The organism is Chryseobacterium sp. L12 (assembly GCF_056133985.1).
Map to the genome: position 1 here is coordinate 14,143 of NZ_JBVYOF010000015.1, position 25,680 is coordinate 39,822.

At 34.9% G+C, this 25,680-nt stretch carries 29 protein-coding genes; 23 read left to right on the forward strand and 6 right to left on the reverse strand.

All coding sequences use genetic code 11. The features are described 5' to 3' along the window. Positions 1-7: 7 nt before the first annotated feature. The 8 genes from AC0NBN_RS09185 (at position 8) to hemE (ending at position 7,069) form a co-directional block, all read left to right on the forward strand. Complete coding sequence (locus AC0NBN_RS09185) at positions 8-637, forward strand: deaminase domain-containing protein (RefSeq protein WP_160812568.1); 630 nt, start codon at positions 8-10, stop codon at positions 635-637. Positions 638-654: 17 nt separating this feature from the next. Then, positions 655-1,152: an SMI1/KNR4 family protein gene (locus AC0NBN_RS09190; protein ID WP_160812569.1), complete on the forward strand. Its 498-nt coding sequence runs from the start codon at positions 655-657 to the stop codon at positions 1,150-1,152. 390 nt (positions 1,153-1,542) lie between these two features. After that, positions 1,543-2,814 (forward strand): glutamyl-tRNA reductase, encoded by a 1,272-nt coding sequence (gene hemA, locus AC0NBN_RS09195; RefSeq protein ID WP_160812570.1) that lies wholly within the window; start codon positions 1,543-1,545, stop codon positions 2,812-2,814. Further along, on the forward strand, positions 2,801-3,709 hold the full coding sequence (gene hemC, locus AC0NBN_RS09200) for a hydroxymethylbilane synthase (protein WP_160812571.1): 909 nt from the start codon (positions 2,801-2,803) through the stop codon (positions 3,707-3,709). Before hemA ends, hemC begins: the two co-directional genes overlap by 14 nt. Positions 3,710-3,950: 241 nt before the next feature. Continuing rightward, positions 3,951-4,532, forward strand: coding sequence for a DUF1287 domain-containing protein (locus AC0NBN_RS09205; RefSeq protein ID WP_160812572.1), 582 nt, complete (start codon positions 3,951-3,953; stop codon positions 4,530-4,532). 6 nt (positions 4,533-4,538) lie between these two features. Then, positions 4,539-5,195: a peptidoglycan recognition protein family protein gene (locus AC0NBN_RS09210; RefSeq protein ID WP_143883173.1), complete on the forward strand. Its 657-nt coding sequence runs from the start codon at positions 4,539-4,541 to the stop codon at positions 5,193-5,195. Positions 5,196-5,312: 117 nt separating this feature from the next. After that, on the forward strand, positions 5,313-5,993 hold the full coding sequence (locus AC0NBN_RS09215; protein ID WP_160812573.1) for a uroporphyrinogen-III synthase: 681 nt from the start codon (positions 5,313-5,315) through the stop codon (positions 5,991-5,993). Positions 5,994-6,037: 44 nt separating this feature from the next. Then, complete coding sequence (gene hemE / locus AC0NBN_RS09220) at positions 6,038-7,069, forward strand: uroporphyrinogen decarboxylase (RefSeq protein ID WP_143883171.1); 1,032 nt, start codon at positions 6,038-6,040, stop codon at positions 7,067-7,069. A gap of 126 nt (positions 7,070-7,195) precedes the next feature. Here hemE and AC0NBN_RS09225 read toward each other — a convergent pair whose 3' ends face one another. Next, positions 7,196-8,395 (reverse strand): PQQ-dependent sugar dehydrogenase, encoded by a 1,200-nt coding sequence (locus tag AC0NBN_RS09225; protein WP_160812574.1) that lies wholly within the window; start codon positions 8,393-8,395, stop codon positions 7,196-7,198. A 111-nt stretch (positions 8,396-8,506) separates the two neighbouring features. Here AC0NBN_RS09225 and AC0NBN_RS09230 point away from each other — a divergent pair, with 111 nt between their 5' ends. From AC0NBN_RS09230 to AC0NBN_RS09260, 7 genes are all read left to right on the forward strand, one after another. Further along, the gene (locus tag AC0NBN_RS09230) at positions 8,507-8,878 is read left to right on the forward strand and encodes a BlaI/MecI/CopY family transcriptional regulator (protein ID WP_160812575.1); all 372 of its coding nucleotides are present in this window, start codon (positions 8,507-8,509) and stop codon (positions 8,876-8,878) included. A gap of 2 nt (positions 8,879-8,880) precedes the next feature. Further along, entirely contained in the window at positions 8,881-10,314 is a 1,434-nt protein-coding gene (locus tag AC0NBN_RS09235; protein ID WP_160812576.1) for a M56 family metallopeptidase, read from the forward strand. A gap of 51 nt (positions 10,315-10,365) precedes the next feature. Beyond that, complete coding sequence (uvrB, locus tag AC0NBN_RS09240; RefSeq protein WP_160812577.1) at positions 10,366-12,357, forward strand: excinuclease ABC subunit UvrB; 1,992 nt, start codon at positions 10,366-10,368, stop codon at positions 12,355-12,357. Between the two features lie 107 nt (positions 12,358-12,464). Continuing rightward, the gene (locus tag AC0NBN_RS09245; protein ID WP_160812578.1) at positions 12,465-13,025 is read left to right on the forward strand and encodes a hypothetical protein; all 561 of its coding nucleotides are present in this window, start codon (positions 12,465-12,467) and stop codon (positions 13,023-13,025) included. Positions 13,026-13,037: 12 nt separating this feature from the next. Further along, positions 13,038-13,676 carry a hypothetical protein gene (locus tag AC0NBN_RS09250; RefSeq protein ID WP_143883165.1) on the forward strand — a complete coding sequence of 213 codons (639 nt, stop codon included), beginning with the start codon at positions 13,038-13,040 and terminating at the stop codon, positions 13,674-13,676. Between the two features lie 14 nt (positions 13,677-13,690). After that, complete coding sequence (locus AC0NBN_RS09255; protein ID WP_160812579.1) at positions 13,691-14,455, forward strand: ATP-binding protein; 765 nt, start codon at positions 13,691-13,693, stop codon at positions 14,453-14,455. Positions 14,456-14,474: 19 nt separating this feature from the next. After that, entirely contained in the window at positions 14,475-15,119 is a 645-nt protein-coding gene (locus AC0NBN_RS09260; RefSeq protein ID WP_160812580.1) for a response regulator transcription factor, read from the forward strand. A 10-nt stretch (positions 15,120-15,129) separates the two neighbouring features. Here AC0NBN_RS09260 and AC0NBN_RS09265 read toward each other — a convergent pair whose 3' ends face one another. Together AC0NBN_RS09265 and AC0NBN_RS09270 are read right to left on the reverse strand one after the other, a co-directional pair. Next, positions 15,130-15,756, reverse strand: coding sequence for an aminotransferase class IV (locus tag AC0NBN_RS09265; protein ID WP_160812581.1), 627 nt, complete (start codon positions 15,754-15,756; stop codon positions 15,130-15,132). Further along, positions 15,740-16,717: an aminodeoxychorismate synthase component I gene (locus AC0NBN_RS09270; protein WP_160812582.1), complete on the reverse strand. Its 978-nt coding sequence runs from the start codon at positions 16,715-16,717 to the stop codon at positions 15,740-15,742. The genes AC0NBN_RS09265 and AC0NBN_RS09270 overlap by 17 nt, the downstream gene beginning before the upstream one ends. A gap of 46 nt (positions 16,718-16,763) precedes the next feature. On the opposite strand from AC0NBN_RS09270, the gene AC0NBN_RS09275 reads away from it, so the two are divergent. The 4 genes from AC0NBN_RS09275 (at position 16,764) to AC0NBN_RS09290 (ending at position 19,625) form a co-directional block, all read left to right on the forward strand. Then, entirely contained in the window at positions 16,764-17,486 is a 723-nt protein-coding gene (locus AC0NBN_RS09275; RefSeq protein ID WP_160812583.1) for a hypothetical protein, read from the forward strand. Positions 17,487-17,555: 69 nt separating this feature from the next. Beyond that, positions 17,556-18,287 carry a beta-carotene 15,15'-monooxygenase gene (locus AC0NBN_RS09280; protein ID WP_160812584.1) on the forward strand — a complete coding sequence of 244 codons (732 nt, stop codon included), beginning with the start codon at positions 17,556-17,558 and terminating at the stop codon, positions 18,285-18,287. Further along, the gene (locus AC0NBN_RS09285) at positions 18,288-19,376 is read left to right on the forward strand and encodes an AI-2E family transporter (protein WP_160812585.1); all 1,089 of its coding nucleotides are present in this window, start codon (positions 18,288-18,290) and stop codon (positions 19,374-19,376) included. A gap of 15 nt (positions 19,377-19,391) precedes the next feature. Further along, positions 19,392-19,625 carry a DUF3820 family protein gene (locus AC0NBN_RS09290; protein ID WP_160812637.1) on the forward strand — a complete coding sequence of 78 codons (234 nt, stop codon included), beginning with the start codon at positions 19,392-19,394 and terminating at the stop codon, positions 19,623-19,625. A gap of 78 nt (positions 19,626-19,703) precedes the next feature. Here AC0NBN_RS09290 and AC0NBN_RS09295 read toward each other — a convergent pair whose 3' ends face one another. Genes AC0NBN_RS09295 through AC0NBN_RS09305 form a run of 3 tightly spaced genes read right to left on the reverse strand, consistent with a single transcriptional unit; the run spans position 19,704 to position 21,589 of the window. Next, on the reverse strand, positions 19,704-20,153 hold the full coding sequence (locus AC0NBN_RS09295) for a GNAT family N-acetyltransferase (protein WP_160812586.1): 450 nt from the start codon (positions 20,151-20,153) through the stop codon (positions 19,704-19,706). After that, a complete protein-coding gene (gene yihA, locus AC0NBN_RS09300) occupies positions 20,146-20,769 on the reverse strand; it encodes a ribosome biogenesis GTP-binding protein YihA/YsxC (protein ID WP_144281402.1) in 624 nt (207 codons plus the stop codon). The genes AC0NBN_RS09295 and yihA overlap by 8 nt, the downstream gene beginning before the upstream one ends. Before the next feature lie 58 nt (positions 20,770-20,827). Continuing rightward, positions 20,828-21,589 (reverse strand): alpha/beta fold hydrolase, encoded by a 762-nt coding sequence (locus tag AC0NBN_RS09305; protein WP_130914409.1) that lies wholly within the window; start codon positions 21,587-21,589, stop codon positions 20,828-20,830. Between the two features lie 268 nt (positions 21,590-21,857). Between AC0NBN_RS09305 and mraZ the strand changes: the two genes are divergently transcribed. From mraZ to AC0NBN_RS09325, 4 genes are all read left to right on the forward strand, one after another. Then, positions 21,858-22,316, forward strand: a complete 459-nt coding sequence (gene mraZ, locus AC0NBN_RS09310; protein WP_160812587.1) for a division/cell wall cluster transcriptional repressor MraZ — start codon at positions 21,858-21,860, stop codon at positions 22,314-22,316. Between the two features lie 22 nt (positions 22,317-22,338). Next, positions 22,339-23,232, forward strand: a complete 894-nt coding sequence (gene rsmH / locus AC0NBN_RS09315) for a 16S rRNA (cytosine(1402)-N(4))-methyltransferase RsmH (protein ID WP_160812588.1) — start codon at positions 22,339-22,341, stop codon at positions 23,230-23,232. Positions 23,233-23,327: 95 nt separating this feature from the next. Next, complete coding sequence (locus AC0NBN_RS09320) at positions 23,328-23,693, forward strand: FtsL-like putative cell division protein (protein WP_143883153.1); 366 nt, start codon at positions 23,328-23,330, stop codon at positions 23,691-23,693. Then, complete coding sequence (locus AC0NBN_RS09325; RefSeq protein ID WP_160812589.1) at positions 23,677-25,668, forward strand: penicillin-binding transpeptidase domain-containing protein; 1,992 nt, start codon at positions 23,677-23,679, stop codon at positions 25,666-25,668. The genes AC0NBN_RS09320 and AC0NBN_RS09325 overlap by 17 nt, the downstream gene beginning before the upstream one ends. Positions 25,669-25,680 lie beyond the last annotated feature (12 nt).

A 25,680-nucleotide genomic window follows, 5' to 3' on the forward strand; every position in this document is an offset into this window, starting at 1 on the left:
TGAAGCTATGGGAAATATGTGGAATTGTATTATATTAGATACCAAATTAAAAGATGGTAAGAAGGTCTGTTCTATTAAAAATAAAGAAGGAAATATTACTTATTTTGATGATATACCAGAAGAAAGTTTGGATGATTTTGTCAAAGATATTGAGGCAAAAGCAAAAAAAGAGGGAAAAACGGCGAATGAGTATTTAGATGATTTGGTTATACCTAAAACTCGGAATCCTACACAGTTAGATATTGATGAGTTAGCAAAAATTAGAAACCGGTTTGGTGCGGGTAAAAGTAAAAATGTAGCTTTCACTAAAGGTGAAATCGGAGGTAAAAAAATAGATTTATATTCTCGTAGTGGAGAACCAAAAGGAACTCCAAAGAATTTTGATAATTTCACACAACTAAAGCCTGAAAATTATCATTATAAAAATGGTCCTATTCCTTATTATGAATACCATACTGAGCAAAAACAAATTGAATATTTGTACAATATATTTAAACATGATAAGCATGTAAAAGGTAAAATAGAAATTGTTTCAGATTTAAAAATTTGTGATAATTGTGCTGATATTATTCTTAGGTTTAAAAAAGACTTTCCTAATATTGAGATAGTTAAAATTTGGGTAAAAGAAAAGTTATAATTTAAAAAAATTAAAAGATGAAATATTTAAATAAAATTGAAGAAATATTAAAAAAATGGGGCACAAAATATAAGGGCTGTACTTCAAATCAAATTAATAGTATTGAACAAGAAATTGGAACAAAATTACCTTTATGTTACAAAGAATTTCTAGAAAATTTCGGTTATGACATGGACAGAAAAGATGATTATTCAAGAGGCGGTTTTGTGGGCGAATCCATTTTCTACGATAACATCTACGGAAATCACTCTAATAAAGATGGTCTATTGGAGCAATTGCAAGAAGATGGTAAAACAAGTCTAATTTCACAAGTAAATGATAATATTTTTGTCTTTTTTTCATCGCAAGGCTATATTTTTGCTTTTTTCAAACTCGATGAAGGTGAAAATCCTCCCGTTTATGGGTATGTTGAAGGTCAAGAAAAAAACTCTTTTCCAAAACTAACGAACAGTTTATTAGAATTTTTTGAGTTGTATTTAGAAGATGGTAAAAGCCCTTTCAATAATTTGAAATAATCTATTAATAATTATAATTTCAACGGCAACCACAAGTTGCCGTATTTTTTTAATTCTAATTAAATATCTTCTGTTAAAAATAATGAAGCAAAAATTACTTATTTGATGACACTCTGGAAGAAGCCCCCCGCTGCCGCACGAATCCCTTCGTGTGGCTTTTCCTTTTAACAAAGTTTCTCAAATTGTAATTTTTTATCTTTATAAAAACATAAAGATGAGCAGAAATTACAAATTCCACAATAACATGGCTCTTTTAATAACAATTTCCATTAGTACAAATATTAATACACTTCCATAAAAATCATTTCAAATTCATAGGTTTTTACGATAATTATCATACAGACAATCAGAGGACAATTCGCCAAAAATTCCGTAAATTTGCCCCTGATTATGACACAGTATAATAATATTCATCAGACATCAAATTTTGCTGTTTTATCCATCAGCTATGAAAAGGCAGATGTGGAAACACGGGGAAAATTTGCTTTTTTTGATGATAATATTAAAAATTTTGTTGAAAGAATCCATCAGGAAAATCTGGGAGATGCATTTGTGGTTTCAACATGCAACAGAACCGAGATTTATACCACTACTTCCAATTATCTCTTCGTGGCAGAAGAATACTGCAAAACCATTGGTGTCAATCTTTCAGATTTTCTTCAGTTTGCCAATATTTTAACGAAAGAAGAAGCACTGAATCATCTTTTCAGGGTTGCAGCCGGATTAGAAAGTCAGATCATCGGAGATTTTGAAATCATCGGACAGATCAAAAAAGCCTATGCCCGATTCAAAAAAGAAAGGAAAAACTCCAATCCGTTTTTAGAGAGATCTATCAATTCTGCCATTCAGATTTCCAAAAAAATAAAAAACGAAACCGGAATTTCCAACGGTGCCGCTTCTGTATCTTATGCAGCGGTGCACTATATTTTAAATAATCAGAAAAGAATTACCGAAAAAAATATTCTTCTCCTCGGAGTTGGTGAGATCGGGCAAAACACGGTGGAAAATCTGGTAAAACATGTCTATCAGCCAAAGATCAAAATTGCCAACCGGACTCAGGAGAAAGCAGCAAAAATTTCCGAAAAATACAACATCCCGAATATTGATTACGGAAATTTTGAGAAAGAACTCCAGGACACAGATATCCTCATCGTGGCAACCGGAGCAAAAACACCAATCATCAACCAGACTCACCTTAACGGGAAGGAAATTCTGGTTATTGATCTTTCGATTCCGAATAATGTTGACAAAGCCGTTTCGGAACTTGAGAATGTTACTTTGATTGATGTGGACGAACTTTCCAAGCAGATTCAGGAAACCATTCAGCAAAGAGAAAAAGAAATCCCGAAAGCCGAAAAAATCATTAAAGAAATGGCAAAAGACTTTCTGGAATGGGAAAAAAAGAGAAAACTTGCACCCAACATTCATCACTTCAAAGCGGTGCTGAAAAATATGGAGCGCAACGAAATGCACAACTTCTACCGAAAAAATAAATACGTCAATATCAACGATATGGAGCTTTCTGACAAGATGATTCAGAAAATTACCAGTCGATTTGCAAAATATATTATTGATAATCCTTTAAAAGCCGAAGAAATTAGTAAATTAATGCACGAAATTTTAGTTGAACAACCCAATAAAGAATTCAATGAAAAGCATTAGAATAGGAACCCGAAATTCGGCACTTGCACTTTGGCAGGCAAGAGAAGTGGCAAGACATCTGCAAAACCTCAATTATCTCACAGAAATCATCCCGATTGTTTCTTCCGGAGACAAAAATCTCAATCAGCCTTTATATTCTTTAGGAATTACAGGTGTTTTTACAAGAGATCTGGATACGGCTTTGCTGAATGACGAAATCGACATTGCAGTTCATTCACTGAAAGATGTTCCGACTAAACTTCCGGAAAATATCGAGCTGATCGCCTATCTTGAAAGAGATTATCCGCAGGATGTTCTCATCAGAAGGAAATCTGCCGAAAATAAAGACTTTCACGAGCTTAAATTAGCAACCAGCAGTTTAAGAAGAAGAGCTTTCTGGCTTAAACATTATCCGGATGCTGAATTTTCAGACATCAGAGGAAACATACAGACCCGTCTCCAAAAACTTGAAGAACAGGATTTTGATGCAACGCTTTTATCATTGGCGGGAATCAAAAGAATGAATATGGATATTGATTACGAAATGCTCCCTTTGATGATTCCTGCACCTTCACAAGGTGTAATTGCTGTTGCCGGACATTCTGACAAAAAGGAGATTAACGATATTCTGAAGCAAATTTCTCATAAAGAAACACAAATCTGTGTAGAGATCGAAAGAAATTTCCTTAGTACACTCGAAGGTGGCTGTACTGCGCCTATTGGTGCTTTTGCAGAAATTATAGAGAACCAGATTCGCTTTAAAGCAGCACTTTGCTCATTAGACGGAAAAAATTACATCGCCACAGACGAAAGTTTTGAATATAACAAAGAAGAAAATTTTGGTGAAAAATTTGCCAATATAGTTTTAGAAAACGGAGGAAAGGAATTGATGGCTGAAATCAAAAACCATATCTGATATTTCAAGATTTATTGTTTATAAAAAGTTTTTTATAAAGATTTAAGGTTATCCGTAATTTGTCATAATTGAAAACTATTTGAGTTCTTTGTTGAGTCAAACGCCTTTGAGAACTCAAAAACAGTTGTTATATAAAAGAATCTTTGCGACCTTTTGTGTTAAAAAAGATTACGATTAATAATAGATCAATAAAGATTACAGACTTTTGAGTTTTCCAATTCTTCCGATCAAAATTAAGCCAATGAAAAAGTATTTTTCCGTATTTATTTTCTTGTTTTTTGTTTTTACTGCAAATGCTCAAAATACGTTTGCACAAAAACTGTCTGATGCTGCTTTAAGCTTAACTAAAGATAAAGTCACTTACGATCCTGCTTATTACTCAATTAAATATCCTAATGGAGATGTGGCTGCAGACAAGGGTGTTTGTACAGATGTCGTCATCCGTGCCTACAGAAAGTTGGGAATAGATCTTCAGAAAGAAGTACATGAAGATATGAAGAAAAATTTTTCTAAATATCCTACAAAATATGGTCTGAAAAAACCAGATACGAATATTGATCACAGAAGAGTGCCAAATCTGCAGGTATTTTTTGCCAAGTTCGGCAAATCTAAACCTATTGAAAAAAATCCTGCATTATATGTTCCCGGAGATATTGTGACATGGCTTCTTCCAGGAAATTTAACGCATATCGGAATTGTGGTCAACAAAAAATCTGCTGACGGAAAAAGATATTTAATTGTTCATAATATTGGTGGCGGACAAGTAATTGAAGATTGCCTGTTTAATTTTACCATTACTGGACATTATCAATATCAGAAATAAAAGGATATGAAAAACTTGATCTATTTTCTGTTTTTGTTGATTGGCAGCTTTTCAACAGCACAGAAAAGTGAAATTAAAATCATCAGTAAACCAATCAGCTACAACGAGGAAAGAGTGCGGTTAAGCCTGGAATATCTGAAGGATCATCATGGCTTAGTACAAAAAAATCCGGTCATTATTCCTAAAATGATTGTTTTGCATTACACTGCAGGCGGAACCGTTGAAAGCAACTTTAAATATTTCAATAAAACACATCTGGAAAACACCAGAAATACTTTAAAAAAGCAAAGTACACTGAATGTTTCATCGCAATTTATCATAGACAGAGACGGAACAATTTATCAGCTGATGGAACCGAATATGTTTGCGAGACACACAATAGGCTTAAACTACTGTGCCATCGGAGTTGAAAATATAGGAAGCAAAAAGCAGCCTCTTACAGAGAAACAAGTTACTGCAAACGCACAGTTAGTAAGATATTTAGCTCAAAAATATAAAATAGAATACCTCATCGGTCATTCGGAATATGGCGTTTTCAGAAATTCTAAACTGTGGAAAGAATCAGACCCGAACTATTTCACCGGCAAAGAAGATCCGGGAAAAGATTTTATGAATAAAGTAAGACTTCAGGTCATTGATCTAAAATTAAAAGACAAACCATAATTAATATTAAAAACTTTACGCTCTTTGCTGAGTGTAACGCCTTGCGAACGAAAAATATCCTCAATAACTTAAAAGAAATCTTTGCGACCTTTACGTTAAAATTATACAATTTAAATAATGAACATTTTATTTACCAAAAATTTAGACCTAAAATACATCTCCGAAAAATTGGGAGATGATATTACGGCTGAATGCATTGAGGTAATAAAAACAAAATCACTTTCCGTAAAAAGTTTTGATTTAAAAGATAAATCTTTAATCTTCACCAGTTCAAACGGGGTAAAGGCATTTTTTGAAAACAAATTTCAGCCAAACGAAGATTTCACAGCCAAAAACTACAATAAAATCTACTGTGTAGGAGAAAAAACGAAAAAAGAACTTCGTAAAAACGGTTTCGGAACCTTTAAGGTTTTAAAAAATGCAGAAACACTCTCTTATTTTATTATCGAAAACTGCGCACATGAAAAGTTTATTCATTTTTGCGGAAATTTAGCGTTAGATGTACTAGACCGAGAACTCCCGCTGCAGAATATTGAGTATAAAAAAATTACTGTTTATGAAACAGAACCACTTTATCCTGTAATAAATGAGAAATATCACGCAATAGTTTTTTTTAGCCCAAGCGGAGTTCGTAGTTTTGTAAAAAATAATTCTTTGGAAGGTGCTATCCTTTTTTCTATTGGAGAAACCACCTCAAAGGAATTAAAGAAACATACAAAATCTGAGATTTTCACAAGTAAGCAAAATACTTTATTAAATCTGCTGTCGATTATCCGAAACAATTTAAAAAAGATTTAGCCTGAAAAGTGCTTAGTGAAATCCAACAACCATCAACTATAATTATGATTAAAAACGACCTATACTTAAAAGCACTTCGTGGAGAAACCGTAGAAAGACCTCCGGTTTGGATGATGAGACAGGCAGGAAGATATTTGCCGGAATTTATTGCACTTCGTGATCAGTATGATTTTTTTACAAGATGTCAGACTCCTGAATTGGCGTCCGAAATCACGGTACAGCCGATCAGAAGATTTCCTTTAGATGCTGCGATTTTATTTTCTGATATTCTGGTAGTTCCGCAAGCAATGGGAATAGATTTTAAGATGAAGGAATCTGTTGGTCCGTGGCTGGATAACCCGATCAGAACTATGGAAGATGTACAGAATGTTGTTGTTCCCGATGTGAATGATACTTTAGGATACGTTTTTGATGCGATAGAACTTACTTTGCAGAAATTAGACAACGAGATTCCCCTGATTGGTTTTGCAGGCTCTCCATGGACAATTCTTTGCTATTGTGTGGAAGGAAAAGGAAGCAAAGCATTTGATATTGCAAAATCTTTCTGTTTCCAGCAGCCGGAAGCCGCACATTTATTACTTCAGAAAATTACCGATACAACCATTGCTTATCTAAAAAGAAAGGTTGAAAAAGGTGTTTCTGCCGTTCAGGTTTTTGATTCCTGGGGCGGAATGCTTTCTCCTGCTGATTATCAGGAATTTTCATGGCAGTATATCAATCAAATCGTAGAAGCTTTAAGCCCGCTAACTCACGTTGTCGTTTTCGGAAAAGGATGTTGGTTTGCTTTAGAAGACATGACAAATTCTAATGCTTCCGCATTAGGTGTAGACTGGACAGTAAGTCCGGAAATCGCAAGAAAGCTCACCAATAATTCAATCACATTGCAGGGAAATTTTGATCCGGCAAGATTACATTCAAGTCCTGAAACTATTAAAAAAATGGTTACTGAAATGATCAACCGTTTCGGAAAAGACCGATACATCGCCAATCTCGGACACGGAATTTTACCAAATATTCCTGTGGAAAACGCAGAAGCTTTTATCAGGGCAGTTGTTGATTGGAAACCAATTAATTAATTCTATAATTTATTAAAGAGCCTTAAATAAATATCCCTTTCATTTTTTTGAAAGGGATTTTTTATTTCCTGTGCAAAATTACTTACTTTACACCGGAATTACATATCAATTTGATTAATCAGGAATTTATTTTCCGGAAATTTTATATAACTTTCCACTGTCGGTAATTCCGTACAGATTTCCATCCGTTGCACTCAAGACATCACGGAATCTTTCTTTTTGATCTAAAAGAAGACGCTCCTCACCTACTACTTTATTGTCTTTCAGGACAATTCTGTTAATATGTTGTCCGCTGAGACACGCAATAAAAAGATTATTTTTCCATTCCTCAATATTTCCGTTATAGAATGTCACGCCACTCGGAGAAACTACCGGGTCCCAATAATAAACCGGCTGTTCAGTCCCTGCCTTTTGGGTGGTTCCATTGTTTATTTTATCACCATTGTATTCAATTCCATAGCTTACATCGCCCCAACCGTAATTTTTCCCCGGTTGAATTAAATTGATTTCATCACCACCTCTCGGTCCCATTTCAATATCCCAAAGCTGCCCTTTTTCATCCAGCGCAATACCTTGCGGACTGCGGATTCCAAAAGCATAGATTTCAGGCTTATAACCATCTTTGCCAATGAATGGATTTCCCGGAGCAGGTTTTCCATCCTTTGTTATTTTCAGGATTTTTCCTAAATAGTTATCTGTTTTCTGAGCATATACTCTTGTCACCTTATCAGATCTTTCTCCGGTACTTACAAAAAGATTACCATCTTTATCAAAAACAAGACGGCTTCCGTAATGTTTATCTCCGTCATAAGAAGGAGTGGCACGGAAAATTACTTTTACATCAGAAATATTCTTCATATCCTCAGAAAGCTTTCCTTTGGCAACAGATGTCAAATTTCCTTCGCCATAAGGCTCAGAAAAAACAAAAAAGATCATATTATTAGTTTTGAAATCTGGATCCAGAGCAACATCAAGCATACCGCCTTGTCCTTTTGAATCTACTTTAGGAAATCCTTCAATTTTAGAAACCTGTTTTCCGTCAGCAGAAACCACATTCATATAACCTGATTTTTCAGTAATTAAAAAACGGCCGTCAGGAAGATTGATAATTCCCCAAGGTCTGCCTAAAGATGTATTAAGGACTTCTACCTTATATGGAGTTGAGGTTTTTATTGGAGTAATCCTTGTTTGTCCTCCAAAAGCAGGCTTGTAGTTGGTGTTTGGCTTTTCTTCTTTTGCGGATGGTTCACTTGGCTTTCCTTTTCCCTGACAGGAAACTAAGCCTGTAGCAGAAGCCAGTAAAATAGGTAAGAGTAATTTTTTCATAATAATATTTAAAGGTTCAATTTTCTATAAGTGGAAAAATAATGCCACAATAATTTTGCACAATTAAAATTAATTTCTACATTTGTAGAACAATATTAAATTTTGTAGAACATGAATGAAATAAAACTTACCAATTCAGAAAAAAGCCTGATGGAAATTCTCTGGGAAAAAGAAAAAGCTTTTATGAAAGATATTCTGGAAGCTTATCCCGACCCGAAGCCAGCAGCAACTACCGTTGCAACGCTTCTAAAAAGAATGCATAACAAAGATCTTGTAGGATTTAAGGTATATGGAAATTCGCGTGAATACTTCCCGAAAGTAGCAAAAACCGAATATTTCAAAGAGGAAATGACTTCTATGATTGACCGTTTTTTTAACAGCTCTGTGACACAATTTGCTTCATTTTTTACCTCCAATTCAAAATTGACTCAAAAACAACTGAAAGAACTCCGTGATATTATTGATAAAGAAATAAAAGATTAGTTATGGAAATCATTCTTTTGAAAACTATCTTATGCTCAGGAATGTTGTTGGGTTTTTATCATATATTTCTAGCAAAAGAAAAAACTTTTGTATTCAATCGTTTTTATCTACTTTCAGCTTTAATATTCTCACTATCAATTCCTTTTGCAACGATAGAAACAAAACAAATTGAAGAAGTAACTCCAAAAACAGTTTTAGTGGGAGAAATCTCACAGACCATTTTACAAAATCCGGCTATACAGCAAGAAAGTTTTGATTATCTAAAAGCTCTTCTGGTTTTAAGCGTTCTGATTACCGGATTTTTATTTCTAAAACTTATCTACTCAGTATTAAAAATAAAAAGATTAAAAGGAAAAAGAATCATCTATCAGGACCGAAAAATTGTTCTCCTACAGAAAGATTTTGCTCCATTCAGTTTTTGGGATACAATTTATCTCTCAGAAAACTATTTTAAAGACTCAAAGATTGATGAAACTATTTTTCTGCATGAGAATATTCACATAATGCAAAAACACACAGCAGATATATTATTTATAAAAATTATAAAAGCTGTTTTTTGGTTTAATCCTTTCATATATTTCTATAAAAAAGCAATTATCAACAATCATGAATTTCTCGCTGATGAAGCTGTAATTGCAGAAAATAAAAATATAAAAGTTTATCAGGAACTGATTTTACAAGAAATTCTAAAGCAGCAAAATATCGCTTTAATACACCAATTTAATTTTAACAACACTAAAAAAAGATTTATTATGATGACAAAGAAAAATTCAAAATTTGCAACTACCAAGAACTATCTAGCATTACCCGCTTTTATTGTACTTGCGTTTGTATTTGCTGAAAAAGTATATGCGAATGAAAATACAAAAGCTGCTGATTCAAAAATAACAACAGATACTAAAAAACAATCAACTTATTATTCTGAAGTTTATCAAAAGATCAATAATGATGAAAAAAAAGGTATTGGCGTAACATTTAATGACAATGATAAAAACGACTTCTTATCGCATCTAGAAAAAGATACAATAAAACCTCAGGAAAAGAACAATATAAAAGCAGAAGAAAACCATAAAAGCAATGACTCTTCCATTCCGGCGCCTCCGCCTCCATCATCAAGTTTTGTACAGGCAGAATTTCCTGGCGGAGTATCCGGTATAAGAAAGAAAGCGGCAGAAGTCTTTAATCCTGCTAATATTAAAGATGACAAGGAAACTTTACAATCTGTAGTATATATTTCTATTGATGAAACCGGAAAAGTAGAAAAAGTAATTAGCACAGGAATTCAGGAAGATTTTAATAAGGAGGCAGAAAGGTCTGTAAAACTAGCATTAGGAGAAACATTATGGAAGCCTGCAACCAATGCAGGAAAACCAGTGAAAACGGCATTTAGCATACCAATAAGCCTGCATTTTGAAAAACCTAAAAAAACACAATAAATATATTCAGGAGTCCGATTCGGACTCTTTTTTATTTCCTAAATTTGTTCTATGAAATTCAAGCTTCAATCAGAATATAAGCCAACCGGAGACCAGCCTCAAGCCATCGAAAAGCTGACAAAAGGCGTGGAAATCGGTGAAAAATATCAGACTTTACTCGGAGTGACAGGTTCGGGAAAAACCTTTACCGTTGCCAATGTAGTGAACAATGTACAAAAACCGACTTTAGTTTTGGCTCACAACAAAACTTTGGCAGCTCAGCTTTTTATGGAATTTAAAGAATTTTTTCCGGAAAACGCGGTAGAGTATTTCGTCAGTTATTACGATTATTATCAACCTGAAGCATACATTGCGAGTTCCGGAACCTATATAGAAAAAGACCTCAGCATCAATGAAGAGGTGGAAAAATTAAGACTTTCAGCAACGGCAAGTTTACTTTCAGGAAGAAGAGATGTACTGATTGTTGCCTCTGTTTCATGCATTTACGGTATCGGAAATCCGTCAGAGTTTCATAAATCTTTGATTTCACTGGCAATTGGTGAAAAAACTACAAGGACCTCCCTTCTTCATTCTTTGGTTAATGCATTATATTCCAGAACTTTGAGAGACTTCCAAAGAGGTACATTCAGGGTAAAAGGTGATGTAGTTGATGTCTTTCCTGCCTATGCAGATAACGGAGTAAGAATTCAGTTTTTTGGTGATGAAATAGAAAAAATCCAGAGCTTTGATCCGGTCTCAGGAAATGTAACATCTAATTTTGAACAGATTCAGATCTATCCTGCCAATCTTTTTGTTACTTCAAAAGAAACATTAAACGGAGCCATAAGAAACATCCAGGATGACTTGGTAAAACAAGTTGATTTTTTCAGTTCTATCGAAAAACCGCTTGAAGCTAAAAGGCTTCAGGAACGTACCGAACTTGATCTTGAAATGATTAAGGAACTGGGTTACTGCTCAGGAATTGAAAATTATTCCCGATATTTAGACGGAAGAATTCCCGGATCACGGCCATTCTGCCTTTTAGATTATTTTCCTAAAGATTTTTTGATGGTCATTGATGAAAGTCACGTTACTGTTCCGCAGGTTCATGCTATGTATGGCGGCGACAGAAGCCGTAAGGAAGCTTTGGTAGAATACGGTTTCCGACTTCCTGCTGCGATGGACAACAGACCTTTAAAGTTTAAAGAATTTGAAGCAATTCAAAATCAGGTTATTTACGTTTCGGCAACTCCTGCAGATTATGAGCTTGAAAAAACAGGCGGTGAATATATTGAACAAATTATCCGCCCAACCGGACTTCTAGATCCGATTATTGAAATCCGCCCGACTATCAATCAGATTGATGATTTAATGGAAGAAATCCGGAAGCGTGCAGAAATTGACGAACGGGTTCTTGTAACCACTTTAACTAAGAAAATGGCGGAAGAACTCACCAAATATTTCACAAAATTCGGAATCAGAACAAGATATATTCATTCTGATGTAGAAACTCTGGAGCGTATCCAGATTATGCAGGATCTGCGTCTGGGACTATTTGATGTATTGATTGGAGTAAATTTACTCAGAGAAGGTTTAGATTTACCCGAAGTTTCATTGGTTGCCATTTTGGACGCTGATAAAGAAGGAATGCTCAGAAGCCGAAGGTCTATGATTCAGACTGTAGGACGTGCAGCGAGAAACGTGAACGGAAGAGCGATTATGTATGCAGATAAAATCACAAAATCCATGCAGAATACACTCGATGAAACCGAATACCGCCGAGCTAAACAAATAGCATATAACGAGAAACATGGCAAAGTTCCGACTGCATTAAATAAAAAAATATCCGAAAATCTGGTAGGAAGAAGCAAGGATTTCCCCGATGAAAGGTACACTCAGAAAGAAATTGTACAAAAAGTTGCAGAAACAAAAGCCAATTATTCATCAGCAGATGTAGAGAAAATTATCGCTCAGAAACAAAAAGAAATGGAAGCGGCTGCTAAAAATTTAGATTTTATAAAAGCTGCCAAATTACGTGACGAGATTGCTGCTTTGAAAGGATAAACTTTCTTCAATATTTTTTTTGGTTTAAAAAACGGTGTTTTACCCCTTTTTTGTAAGGAAGCATATAACTAACTTTGTTACACAACCTTATAAAAAAATAGTAAAACATGAAAACTAAATTTTTGTTCAGAAATCCAGGTGCAATTTTGAGCCTGATTGTATTTGCTTTTATTGCAGTCTTTACTGTAAGATGCACTCCGCCTCCGCCCGAAGAACCCGTAAGCGACAGCTACAAAAAGAAACTGATCACCTATGAGGAAAGCAGGGTTTTGTTTGACGAATACTCCAGAACCAACAACCAGATTCTCGCCCAATCAAGAAACGGAAATCCCGATTCCCGCTGGTATTGGTTTTCCCTGGAAGATATGGAAGGCTTTATCAAGTACGTAAAAGAAAATGCTAAAAAACAAAATCTGAAAGATCCCGGAATAAGAATTTATTTAGGGAAATATCCGGAAAATCATCCTGCCGGTAAAATGGCAAAACCTGAATACGCCGGCTACCAGACTATTTTTTTAATGCCAACTGCAAAAGCAGAAAAAGAAGACAATACAACACTTAAAAGAGCACAAACGATGGACGAAAACGAAGATGTACAGTCTATTCAGCCACTGAATATGACCAATCTTGCACCGCCGCCTAACTCTTTAACCAATTCCATGAACTAAAAAATCATCAAAATGAATTGGGATGTAGAAATAAGCAAAAAAGTGTCAATGATCATGCTGGTGATCGTTTTGATGATAATTTTCTGGAATTATAAAAAAATTCAGAAAGTAAATATGTATTTTTTTTCAGGATTTATTTTACTCTCTGCCATTGATCTTTTTTGCTATTTCTATTTTAAAACAACAAAGAAGCCAACCGATACCTTTTATATTTTAGGCATTTTCGGTGCTTTTTTTCTTTATTTACTATATTATTACCGTCTGTTTTACATCCCTTTTCTTAAAAAAACGCAACTTTTATTTCTGATGGTTTTCTGGGTAAATATTGGGGTAATGATGTTTTTTAATCCTAATTTTTTTGGGCATTTTTCTTTTAGTATATTTTACGTTAACATCCTTTTGCTCACATTTTCGGTTATTTTATTTTTATACCAAACGTTCAATTCTGATAAAATATTCAGAATAAAAAATTATCTGCCTTTCTGGATTTCTGTTGCCTGTCTGATTTTTTATATCGGAATCATTCCTATTATTTTTTTCCGGAATACCGTTTCTCTTAACATTTATTTTTTTATTTTATTTTTATTGAACCTTATCAATAACGCTATTATTATTTTTGGTCTTATTCTGAACAAACCCGAAAAAACATAAATTGAAATCAGCGTATGGAACTGAATAATCTGGTTATCATTTTTACCATTACCTTACTGATCGTTGTTCTGACGATGATTTTCGTTTATGTAATTTTTCTTCAGAAAAAAACAATATTACTGATTCAGCAGAAAGAGAAAGATATGCGTTTTGAAAAAGAATTAACGACTTCTCAGATTGAAATAAAAGAACAGACGCTCAATTACATCGGTCAGGAACTTCATGATGATCTTGGCCAAAAACTTTCAGTAGTAAGATTAAGGCAGAATCAGCTCATCAGCAAAATAAATACTGTAGAGAAGGAAGAGCTTACAGAATTGAGCGAATTGCTGGGTGAGTGCATTCAGGACATCAGAAATTTATCGAAAACACTCATCACAGAGCAGGTTATCCATTTCGGACTGATGGAATCTCTGGAGCGTGAAATTCTAAAAATCAGAAAGCTGAGACTTTTGGATATTGAAATCATTTCACAAAAGCATGACATTGATATTTCTCCGAAAAATGGTCTTATTCTTTTCAGAATCATTCAGGAAAGTATCAACAATATTCTGAAACATTCAAGAGCTAAGAAAGTAGAAATTACGATTGATGAAACGCCATCCATTCTTTCCATTACGATTTCAGATAACGGAAAAGGGTTTGATACTGCCACAGAAAATGACGGTTCGGGACTGAAAAATATGCAGCTTCGCGCAAAAATCATTCAGGCAGACTTTTCCATCAGTTCTCAATTGGAAAAAGGAACAAAGACAACCATAATCTATCATAAAAACTGATTACCCTAAAAAACTACCTATGAAAAAAATTCCCATTGCCATTGTTGACGATCATACCCTAATGTCTAAAGCACTGGAAAATATGATCGTGGAAAATCCCAATTATCGTGTGGTGATGAATCAGCCGAACGGTGAAGACTTTATTGAAGCACTGCAGAAATCAGAAGAACTTCCCGCAGTTGTTCTGATGGATATTAATATGCCCTTTAAAAATGGAATCGAAACCACGGAATGGCTCTCTAAAAATCATCCCGAAATTAAAGTCATCGCACTTACCATGGAAGATGATGAAAAAATTCTGATCAAAATGCTGAAAGCCGGAGCCAAAGGATATTTGCTGAAAGATATGCAGCCTTCCATTTTATTTCAGGCAATTGATACGGTATACGAAAAGGGCAGCTTTTATACCGATTTCGTCGCACAAAAATTACTAAAGGTGAAAACCGAAGATCTTAAAACCGAATCTTTACTTTCAGAATTAAAAGGCAGAGAACTCGAATTTATTAAATGGGCATGCAGCGAACTGACCTATAAAGAAATTGCTGACAAAATGTTTGTAAGCCCAAAAACTGTTGACGGCTACAGAGATTCTGTTTTCATCAAATTAGAAATCAAAAACAGAGTCGGACTTGTGCTTTTTGCCATGAAACATAATCTGTGCTGAAACAATTCAATTAAAAATCCAAATAATCATTGTTTCCGGGAAGATTGCTGATTTTGTGAATCGGGTAGATAAACATATCATCAAAGTCATTCAGCGCATTAATCAACTGAAAATGAGAAAACTCCTTAATATTCTGAAGGGTGATTTCCATTTCCTTGATTTTCTTTTTTTTCAGAAGATTCTGTCTCTGTACACCGTTCAGAAGGTAGGTTGTCGGTGTAAACCATTCTTTACCTTTTAGAAAAAGCAGATTAGAAAATGAAGTGTCGGTAATATGATTATTTTTTACGATAATGATTTCTTCCGTTTTAGCTTTTATCTTCATTCTTTCCAGTTCTTTCCGGTCTTCAAACTTGAATGAATAATCGTAGCTATTGTTTTCAACCAACTGAAAATCATGAATTTCCGGAATAGCATAAGGAATCATCATTGTACGGAAACGTTTGTCTAAATCGTAGGTAATTTTTAGTTTATACAAACCATCTTCATCGTGATTCAGGTTTTTAAAAATTTTTTCCAGATCAATAGAACCTTCCTTACCAAAATTGGCAAAGGTCTGGTTTGTACGCTTCTGGTGAAGCTCCAAAAGGAAAATTTCCTGATCTTCTACTTTAATACTTTCAATGAATTGGAACATATATCTTATTTTTCATTTCCTGATACTCGTCTTCCAGTTTGCTCATGTGGGTAATTCCACCGCCGCTTTTGAAGTATAGCGTATCATTTTCTTTTTCAATAAATCTTATCATCACGCAGCTATCGAGATTCTCACCATCAAACCAGCCGCAAATGCCTGTGTAAAACCCTCTGTTGTAGTTTTCTGCCTCCAGAATAATTTCCAGAGTTTTGGGTTTTGGCGCACCCAGAATAGAACCGGCAGGAAGAAGTTTCCGCATTACACTTCCGATTTTCCCAACATATTCAGGCTTTATTATTCCCGAAATTTCAGAACTCATTGCGTACAAATCTTTCTGGTGGGTTTTTAAAAAATCAATGTACTGAAATTTATCCACCTTTACATCATCTGCCACTCTGCTGAGATCATTTCTTAAAAGATCTACAACTGTATAATGTTCTGCTTTTTCTTTCTTATCATTTTTAAGCACTTCGGCGGCATTTTCTACAGAAGCATCAATAGTGCCTTTCATCGGATAAGTGAAAATTTCTCCGTTAATGATCTTTACAAATGTTTCGGGAGAAAAAAATACGAAAAAATCCGGATATAATACTTTATATTTAGCTTTAGAATGATAAAAAATCTCTTCAAGGCTTAGATTTGTTTCAATTTTGGTTTTTCTGGTATAATTGGTAAGATAGGAATTGCCTAAATGAATATTTTTCTGAACATATTCAAAGCCCTTTCTGAAACTTTCGAGCGTTTCGGGATAAGAATGCAATTCGGGATTTTTATTTAATTCAGGCTTTTCAGAAGCATTAGAAAACAATTGAAAATCAAGCAACAAACCTTTTTCTTTCAACTCATTCTCTTTAAATACTTCAATATGGTCTGCCAAAAAATCAATCATGAAGAAAAAAGGAACTTTCTGCTGTGAAAGTTCGTCCATTTCCAAAAATTTTTGAGTATTTACAGAAAACATTCCGCAAAAATAGTTATTGATGTTTACTTTTGCATAAAAAATTTCAATGCAGGAGAATTATCCACAAAAACCGGGAATAGATTTTATAGTAAAGCAGGCGTTTTTCTACTGGAATAAAACGTTGATCTATCAACTGATGTTTTCCATTATCTATTTTTCCGTCTTTTTTACCTCCCTATTTTTCTTTGCCACAAAATTCGGAATATGGGAACAGAATCAGGCATTGATCGAAGCGTATAAAACAAGTACAGAAGCTTATCTGGAAAAAGCTCAGGCTCTTTCGCAGACCGAAAGTTCAAGAATGTTTATGTACTCTTTCTTAGGAACCATCATTTTTCTTTATCCTTTAAATCTGGGCTTTTTCCAAATCTACAGAAAGATGGATCTGAATGAAGAAATCGGTCTTTCTGATCTGTTTGTAGGATATAATGGTTCCAATTTTTTCAGATACGGTTCTTATTTTCTGTTTTGGATCTTACCTTACTCACAACTTTTAGGAACAGTCATTTTTCCGGTATTCTGGATTGCTGTTACCTTATTTATTGCACCTTTGATGTTTTTCCAGAACAAAACCATTTTTGAGGGACTTTCGTTAAGCTTCAAAGCAATGAAAAATTACTTTATTGAAATTTTTGTTTGTATTCTGATTGCTTTCATTTTCAAATACATCGGTTTTGGAGTATTTTTCGTGGGTGCGCTTTTCACTTTTCCTTTTTGGAACGCCATGATTTATTCTCTTTACAAGATTATTTTTTCAGAAAAATCATAAAATACTGAATCTTTCATGGTTTAATGACTCAAAAAAATTAAATTTGAGTAATCATAAAAATATTAAGCTATGTCAGAATTTAACGAATTTGATGAGCAGGGTTCTGTTCCTGCAAGAGAAACCGGCTCTATTATCTCTCACGCTTTTGAAATGTATAAGGGTGTATTTCTGTATGTCATCCTATACATGATTATTTATATCATTGGTGACAGCATCATCCAAACATTAACGGGATTTACAATATGGCAGGATTTCGATTATGGGAATTTCAGCGAACTCTCTTCCAATTCTTCAATTTGGGAAAGACCGGAATCACGGGTTTATTATTCTTTTTCAGGACTTTGGGGCATCCTGCTTGCACCACTCAGTGTTGGTTTAATTTATATTACCAATAAATTTAACACCAAAATTCCAATTCAGTTTTCTGATCTTTTTATTGGTTATCGGCAAAATCTCGGGAATATATTGCTTTACGGGCTTATCACTACCATCATTTATTTTGTATCATTAATGTTGTGCGGACTGCCTTTCCTTTTTGTATATCCTTTATTTTTAATGGGGTATCCTATTTTATTGTTTGAAAATGCCACCACAATGGATGCCCTCAACAAGACATTTAATATTGCTAAAGATAATTATGCTGTTTTTTTACTTACGGCACTATTGGGAGGAATAATCAGTCTTTCAGGATTACTTTTTTGCTGTGTTGGTATAATTTTTAGTTTACCATTCATCAACATCGTAATGTATTCTACTTACTGTGCATTTTTAGGAAAACCAAGACAAATAACAAACCACTAAATGTTACACAAAGAAAATCAAATCAGCAGTATTAAAATAAAACAGGTCTCGCTTCTTGCAATTATTCTGATTTTGGCAGTTCTTATCTGCTTTAATCTTGCCTTGTTTATTCCGTCTGTTTTAGGAGCAATTACGATCTATGTAGTATGCAGAAAATACAATTTCTATCTCCAGGAAGAACGAAAATGGAAACCTTGGGCATCTTCTCTTGCATTGATGTTCGCAAGTTTGATCATCATCATCCTTCCAATTTATTTCATTGCTGACCTGCTGATCGAAAAGCTGGGAAATGCGCAGGCTTACATGGAAAAGTTCAATATTTTTATAGATAAGATTCATGATTTTGTTTATTCTAAAACCAATTTCGACATTCTGAGTAAAGAAAACATGACGAAGCTGAAAGATTTTGCCGGAAAATATTCTACATCAGCACTGAGCAGTACCTTTAATACGCTGACCGTAATCGCTTCAATGTATTTTATTCTTTACTTTATGTTTGAAAAGCCAAGACTTTTTGAGCGCATTCTTACATCTGCCGCTCCTTTGAAAAGATCGAACGTATCTATGATTGGAGAAAAAATGAGAAAACTCATTATGGCAAATGCTATTGGAATTCCAGTTGTAGCTTTAGGACAGGGAATTGTTGCATTGGTTGGTTACTTCATTTTTGGAGCACCAAGTCCGATCTTGCTTTTTGCTTTAACCGCAGTAGCTTCGATGATTCCTATTGTAGGAGCTGCGATTATATACGTTCCGATATGTATTTTTATGATTGCGGAAGGAAACACAGGTGCAGGATTAGGTTTGGGAGCATACTGTATGGTTGTAGTAGGTCTTACTGATAATGTTCTTCGCTTTACTCTTCTTAAAAAGCTGGAAGATATTCATCCGCTTAACACCGTTTTCGGGATCATCATGGGGATGAAACTTTTTGGATTTATGGGATTGGTTTTTGGTCCTATTCTGGTTTCATTTACCCTACTGTTGATTCAGGTATACAGAAATGAATTTTCAGATGATGAAACGCCAGAGCTTCAGCTTCCCGACAAAGATGATGAACTGGAAGAAAAAATAGATTTAATGGTATAAAAAATGGAGAATGGAATCAATCCTGAGATTTTACAGGAAATATGTACCGTAAAAATGCCTTTCGGAAAATATCAGAATACTGTATTGGCAGATCTTCCGATTAGTTATCTGGAATGGTTTCAGAGACAGGGAATGCCAAAAGGAAAATTGGGGATGCAGCTTGCTACGATTTATGAAATAAAACTGAACGGATTGACCGATTTATTGATCCCAATTCGTAAAGGATTAGTCAATTTCAAAAAAAAATGAACTCAATAATACAAAAAAAACAAAACCGGATTAAAAAAGTCCGGTTTATTTATTTGCCATTCGTAAGGTAGCAATATCTTACTTTCTGAACATTTCCGAATGCGGAATATTATCTTCAAGATACTTTTTACCCGTATCTTCAAATCCGAAATAGGAATAAAACCTTAACAGATAATCTTGTGCAGAGATTCTTATTTCTGAAGTTCTGAAGCGGTTTTCAATAATTTCAACAGCATATTGTATCAACTGTTTTCCTAAATTTTTTCCACGCCCTTTTTCCGAGGTCAAAACTCTCCCGATGGAACATTCAGGATATTTAATTTCTTTATCAAAAATCCTGCAGTAAGCTAGAACGGTATGATCTTCTTCCGCCCACAAATGCAGGGCTTTTCTGTCATAATTATCCAGATCAGGATAAGGACAGTTTTGTTCAACTACAAATACATCTACTCTCGCTTTGATCACTTCATAAAGTTCAGAAGTCGTCATTTCTTCAAAGCTCTTTACTTTCCAGATTATATTACTCATCAAAACTTACACTATTGTTGGCTAAAAATTCATTGGTTTTCTGAATGAAATGTAAAATTTCCTCACAGCCTTCTTTTTTTTCTGCTGAAGTAAGATATAATTCCGGCAGATCTTCCCATGTTTTAAGAAGTTCAGCCTTATAATTTTCAATATTCTGAAGCGCAACATTAGGTTTAAGTTTATCCGCTTTTGTAAATACTATTGAAAACGGAACACCGCTTTCTCCGCACCACTGGATAAATTCCAGATCTATTTTCTGCGGACTGTGACGCGAATCTACCAACACAAAAAGGTTGACCAGGTTTCTCCTGTTTAAAATATAATTGGTAATGAGCTTTTCAAAATCTTTTCTGATAACTTTTGAAACCTTTGCATATCCATATCCCGGCAAATCGGTAAGATACCAGTTTTCGTTTACTAAAAAATGATTGATAAGCTGGGTTTTTCCCGGCGTACCCGAAGTTTTTGCTAAATCTTTATGATTCATCATCGCATTGATAAGCGAAGACTTTCCTACATTTGATCTCCCGATAAAAGCATATTCAGGCATATTCGGCTCAGGACATTCCTGCCATTTGCCGCTGCTTTTTACAAAAGTTGCTGTTTTAATAACCATTGATCTGATTTTTATTTAGAAAAATAAACCATTAAGAACTCTCTTAATGGCTATTGTTTTATACTTTATCTTTTACCCAGTTGTAAAGAATTTCGTTGAATTCGTCCGGTTTTTCCATCATCGCAGCATGTCCGCACTTATCAATCCAGAATAAATCTGAGTTCGGAATAAATTTATGCATATCCTCTGCTACTTCCGGTGGTGTTACATTATCCTGCTTTCCCCAAATCAGACACGTAGGTCTGGATATTTTGGGCAGATCATTCAGCATATTGTGTTTAATCGCACTTCTTGCCAGCATGACGGTTTTGATTCCTTTCATCCGATCATTTACAACACTGAAGACCTCATCTACCAGATCTTCCGTAGCTACTGCAGGATCATAAAAAACCTCCTCAGCTTTTTTCCTGATATAAGAGCGGTCATTTTTTCTCGGAAAACTGTCACCAAAAGCTCTTTCATACAATCCTGAACTTCCGGTAAGAACGAGATTCTGCACCAGATCTGGTCTTGCAAGTGTTAAAATAAGACCTACATGACCACCCATAGAGTTTCCTACAATGGTTACGGGTTTTCCGATATTGGTTTCAATAAACTTGATAACGTATTTTGCAATGGTCGTAAGATTGGTATTGAGTACCGGCAAATCATAAATCGGCAATTGAGGCACATACACCTTAAATCCTTTCTCTGAAAAAAAATTCACCATTTTATCAAAATTACTCAAACCACCCATAAGCCCGTGCAAAAGCACAAGCGGATGACCTTCTCCCGCTTCTATAAAGTTATATTTCTTTTCTTTTTTTGTACTAAATCTCATAAAGTGCCTGTATAAGCCTTGCAAAAATACAAATTAAACACCAAAATTGTTTTGATGTCTCTAATTTAAACTAAAAATAATATATTCACCCACTTCTGAAAAGAAATTTGAAATTCTTTTTTCTATGCGGTGAATAAAGCTTTCAAAGATTAATAAGCAAAAATATTTATCTCGCTGATAATCAACAAATATCAAAACTTATTAACATTAAGTCAAAAAGTGGGAAAAAGTGGGAAATTTCGGAAAAATATTTCTAATTTTGTCCCAAATGAGAAATTTCATTGGAACATATGAGTGTAAAATAGACGACAAGGGTCGCCTGAAAGTACCTTCATCGCTTATCAAGCAGATGGAGAACTTTGAGGATAAAACCTTTGTGGTAAAACGCTCCGTGTTCCAACCATGTCTTGAAGTTTATCCTATGAAAGCCTGGGACAAACTGATGGAAAAGATTAATAAACTGAATAGATTCATCAAAAAAAATGCAGATTTTATCCGCATGTTTACCGCAGGCGTAAAGACCGTAGAGCTTGATACTGCCGGAAGACTGCAGATCTCTAAAGACCTTACCACTTTTGCCCATCTTACGAAAGATGTAGTGGTCACAAGTGCCGGAGAACTTTTTGAGATCTGGGATAAAGAAGCTTATGAAAAAGTAATCGCAACCAACGAAGAAGATTTTGCCAATCTGGCAGAAGATGTAATGGGAGCTTTTGATGAAGAATAATTAATGTAAACACAAATACAGAATGTATCACAACCCCGTTTTATTGAAGCAAAGTGTGGATGATTTGGTGACGAATCCTGACGGAATTTATGTGGACTGCACGTTTGGTGGTGGTGGACATTCCCGTGAAATTGTAAGCCGACTTTCCGAAAAAGGAAAATTATACGCCTTTGACCAAGACCTTGATGCGCTTGAAAATTCTTTTAACGACGAAAAATTTACACTTATCAATCAAAACTTCAGGTTTTTAGAAAATTCTCTCCTGATGTACGGAGTTTCTAAGGTAGACGGAATTTTGGCTGATCTCGGTGTCTCATCACACCAGTTTGACGAAGCAGAAAGAGGTTTTTCTACCAGAAGCAATGCTCCGCTTGATATGAGGATGAATGTAATGCAGAGTCTTGATGCGAAAAAAGTCATCAATGAATATGATGAAGAGGCTTTGGCAGACATTTTTTATTATTACGGCGAACTCAGAGAAGCCAGAAAACTGGCGCGGGACATCGTTCATCACAGGAAATCCAAAAACATAGAAACCACCGAAGATCTGAAAAAACTCTTCAGTTACCTCCCACCGCATAAAGTAAATAAATTTTACGCACAGTTGTTTCAGGCAATCAGAATTGAGGTAAATCAGGAACTGGAGGTCTTAAAAGAAATGCTGGTTCAGTCATATAATATTTTAAAGCCGGGAGGAAGGCTTGTCGTAATTTCTTATCACTCTCTTGAAGACCGTCTTGTAAAAAGATTTTTGAAGAACGGTATGTTTGAAGGTGAGCCGGAAAGAGATATTTTCGGAAATTATAAAAAAGCATTTGAACTGGTAAAAAGCAAAGCAATCATTCCTGATAATAAAGAAATTGAAGAAAACTCAAGAGCCAGAAGTGCAAAAATGAGAACAGGAATAAAAATATAAACGTGAACGAGTGAATTGGCAGCGGTGAATTTTTAAAATTGATAATTGACAACAAAGTAAATTCACTGCAAAAGCAAATTGACATTAAAAAAGCTGTGGCAAAAAGAACAACATACAAACCCCAAAAGAAACTCACCTTTATAGATATTGTAAAGGGAAATTTCCTCAATCGGGATGAGCTAAAGATGTACTACAAGTACTTCCTGCTGCTTTTTGTATTAATGATGGCAATGATTTACAGCAATCATCTGGTAAATAAAAAAATAAAAATTGTAAATGCACTGAAGGAACAGACAGAAGAATACAAATCCAGAAATGCATTTGCACAGAGTAAATTAATTAAAGTAAAAATGGAATCTCAGCTGGGTAAAGAAGTAGCAGCAGATTCATTAATGCCGTTGGAAAGCCATCCGCACAAATTGTTAATAAAATTAGACAGTACTGATGCAAAAACAAAATGATTACGACAACAAGCGAAAAAAAACGCTGCGATGGGGCTACCTCTTTGCAGTGGTTGCTTTATGCGTTTTTGTAATGTTTTTGGGAAGAATCATTATTCTTCAAAACACTAATGTTCAGGAAATTAAAGATGATTATATCAACAATAATTACAGAACAGCAACTTTGAAGGCAGCAAGAGGAAATTTATACGCATCAGACGGTTCTATTTTGGCAACAACCGTAATGCGATATGATATTTATCTTGATTTTAAAACCATAAAAGATACCGTTTACAGCAATAATATCGGCGCTCTTACAGATTCTTTAAGCAAAATGTTCGGAAAGTCACGAGCTGAGTTCAGAAAAAGATTTGACGAGCAGAGAAAGAAAAAAAACCAATATTATACTTTGGTAAAAGGTCTTGATTTTGACCAATATGACAGGATCAGAAATTTTCCGATTTTCAAAAAAGGAAAAAATAAAGGAGGCTTTATTGTTGACCGGAATTATAAGCGTGAACTTGCAACCACAGAAATCGGAGCCGGAACTATCGGGATGGATCATGGGAAGTACAGCTCCGGTCTTGAAGGTGCTTTCTCAAAATATCTTACTGGTACCGACGGAAGCAGATTGGAACAGAGAGTCAATTCTTCTCAATGGAAACCAATTGATTACTGGAAAGTAAACGAACCTACAGACGGACAGGATGTTTATACAACTTTAGATCTCAGGATTCAGGATATAGCTCATTCTGCATTAGAAAAACAGTTGATCAATTTCGAAGCAAAGCACGGAACCGTTATCGTAATGGAAGTATCAACAGGCAAGGTCAGAGCTTTGGTTAATTTAACCAAAACCGAAGACGGAAGTTATACAGACTCCTATAATTATGCACTGAAAGATGGCATTGAACCGGGATCGACTTTTAAAACGGTTTCGCTTTTAGCAGCAATGGATGACGGATTTATTGACGAGAATACAACAGTAGATATCGGAAACGGAGTTTGGGTATATGCCGGACAAAGAATTAGTGATGGACACGGACACGGAACGTACGACATTAGTGATGTTTTAGCAAAATCCAGCAACGTAGGAACAGCTAAATTAATTACAAAATTCTATGGTGATAAACCAAGTATCTTTCTTGATCATTTAAAAAGATGGAAAATGCTCGACAAAATGAATATCGAGCTTCCAGGCATTACAAAACCATTTGTATACACTCCGGAGCATAAAAAATGGAGCAAGGGAACTTTTGCCTCTACATCTTTTGGATATGCAAGCAATTTCAACCTTTTGCAGCTTACTACTTTTTACAACGGAGTAGCGAATGGAGGTAAAATGCTTAAGCCTTTGTTTATCGACAAAATAATGAAGGACGGAAAGGTATTGTATGATGCAAAACCAGAGGTAATGGTCAGCAAAATGGCATCCGAAAAAGCCATAAAAATGATGACCAGTGCTCTTACAAAAGCTGTAGAAAAGGGAACCGCAAAAAGTATTTTCACACCCAATCTGAGAATGGCTGGAAAAACGGGAACCGCAAGGTTTGAATACTGGCTTCCCGGTCCTATGAAATACAGAGCCTCATTTGCTGGTTTTTATCCGGCTGATAATCCTAAATACACTTGCTATGTAATGATCAGCGAGCCTAATGTTTCTAAAGGATTTTATGGAGGAACAGTATCAGCACCGGTCTTTAAAGAAATAGCAGGTAAAACTTTCCTTAAAACACCGCAAAATGTTGAAAAAGAAATGCTTGTCGATAAGAAAGTTAACCTGAATAAACTGGTAGAACCTAACGTAAAAGTGACTGTGCAGAATAAAAAGATGCCAAATGTGGTGGGATTAATTGGAAAAAATGTAATTCCGCAGCTTGAAAATTTAGGCTATAGAATAGATTTTAAAGGTGTTGGCAGAATAAAAGAGCAGTTTCCGCTGGAAGGAACAAGTATAAGTAAAAACCAGAGAATTTATTTATCTCTTCAAAACTAAATAAAGCATAAG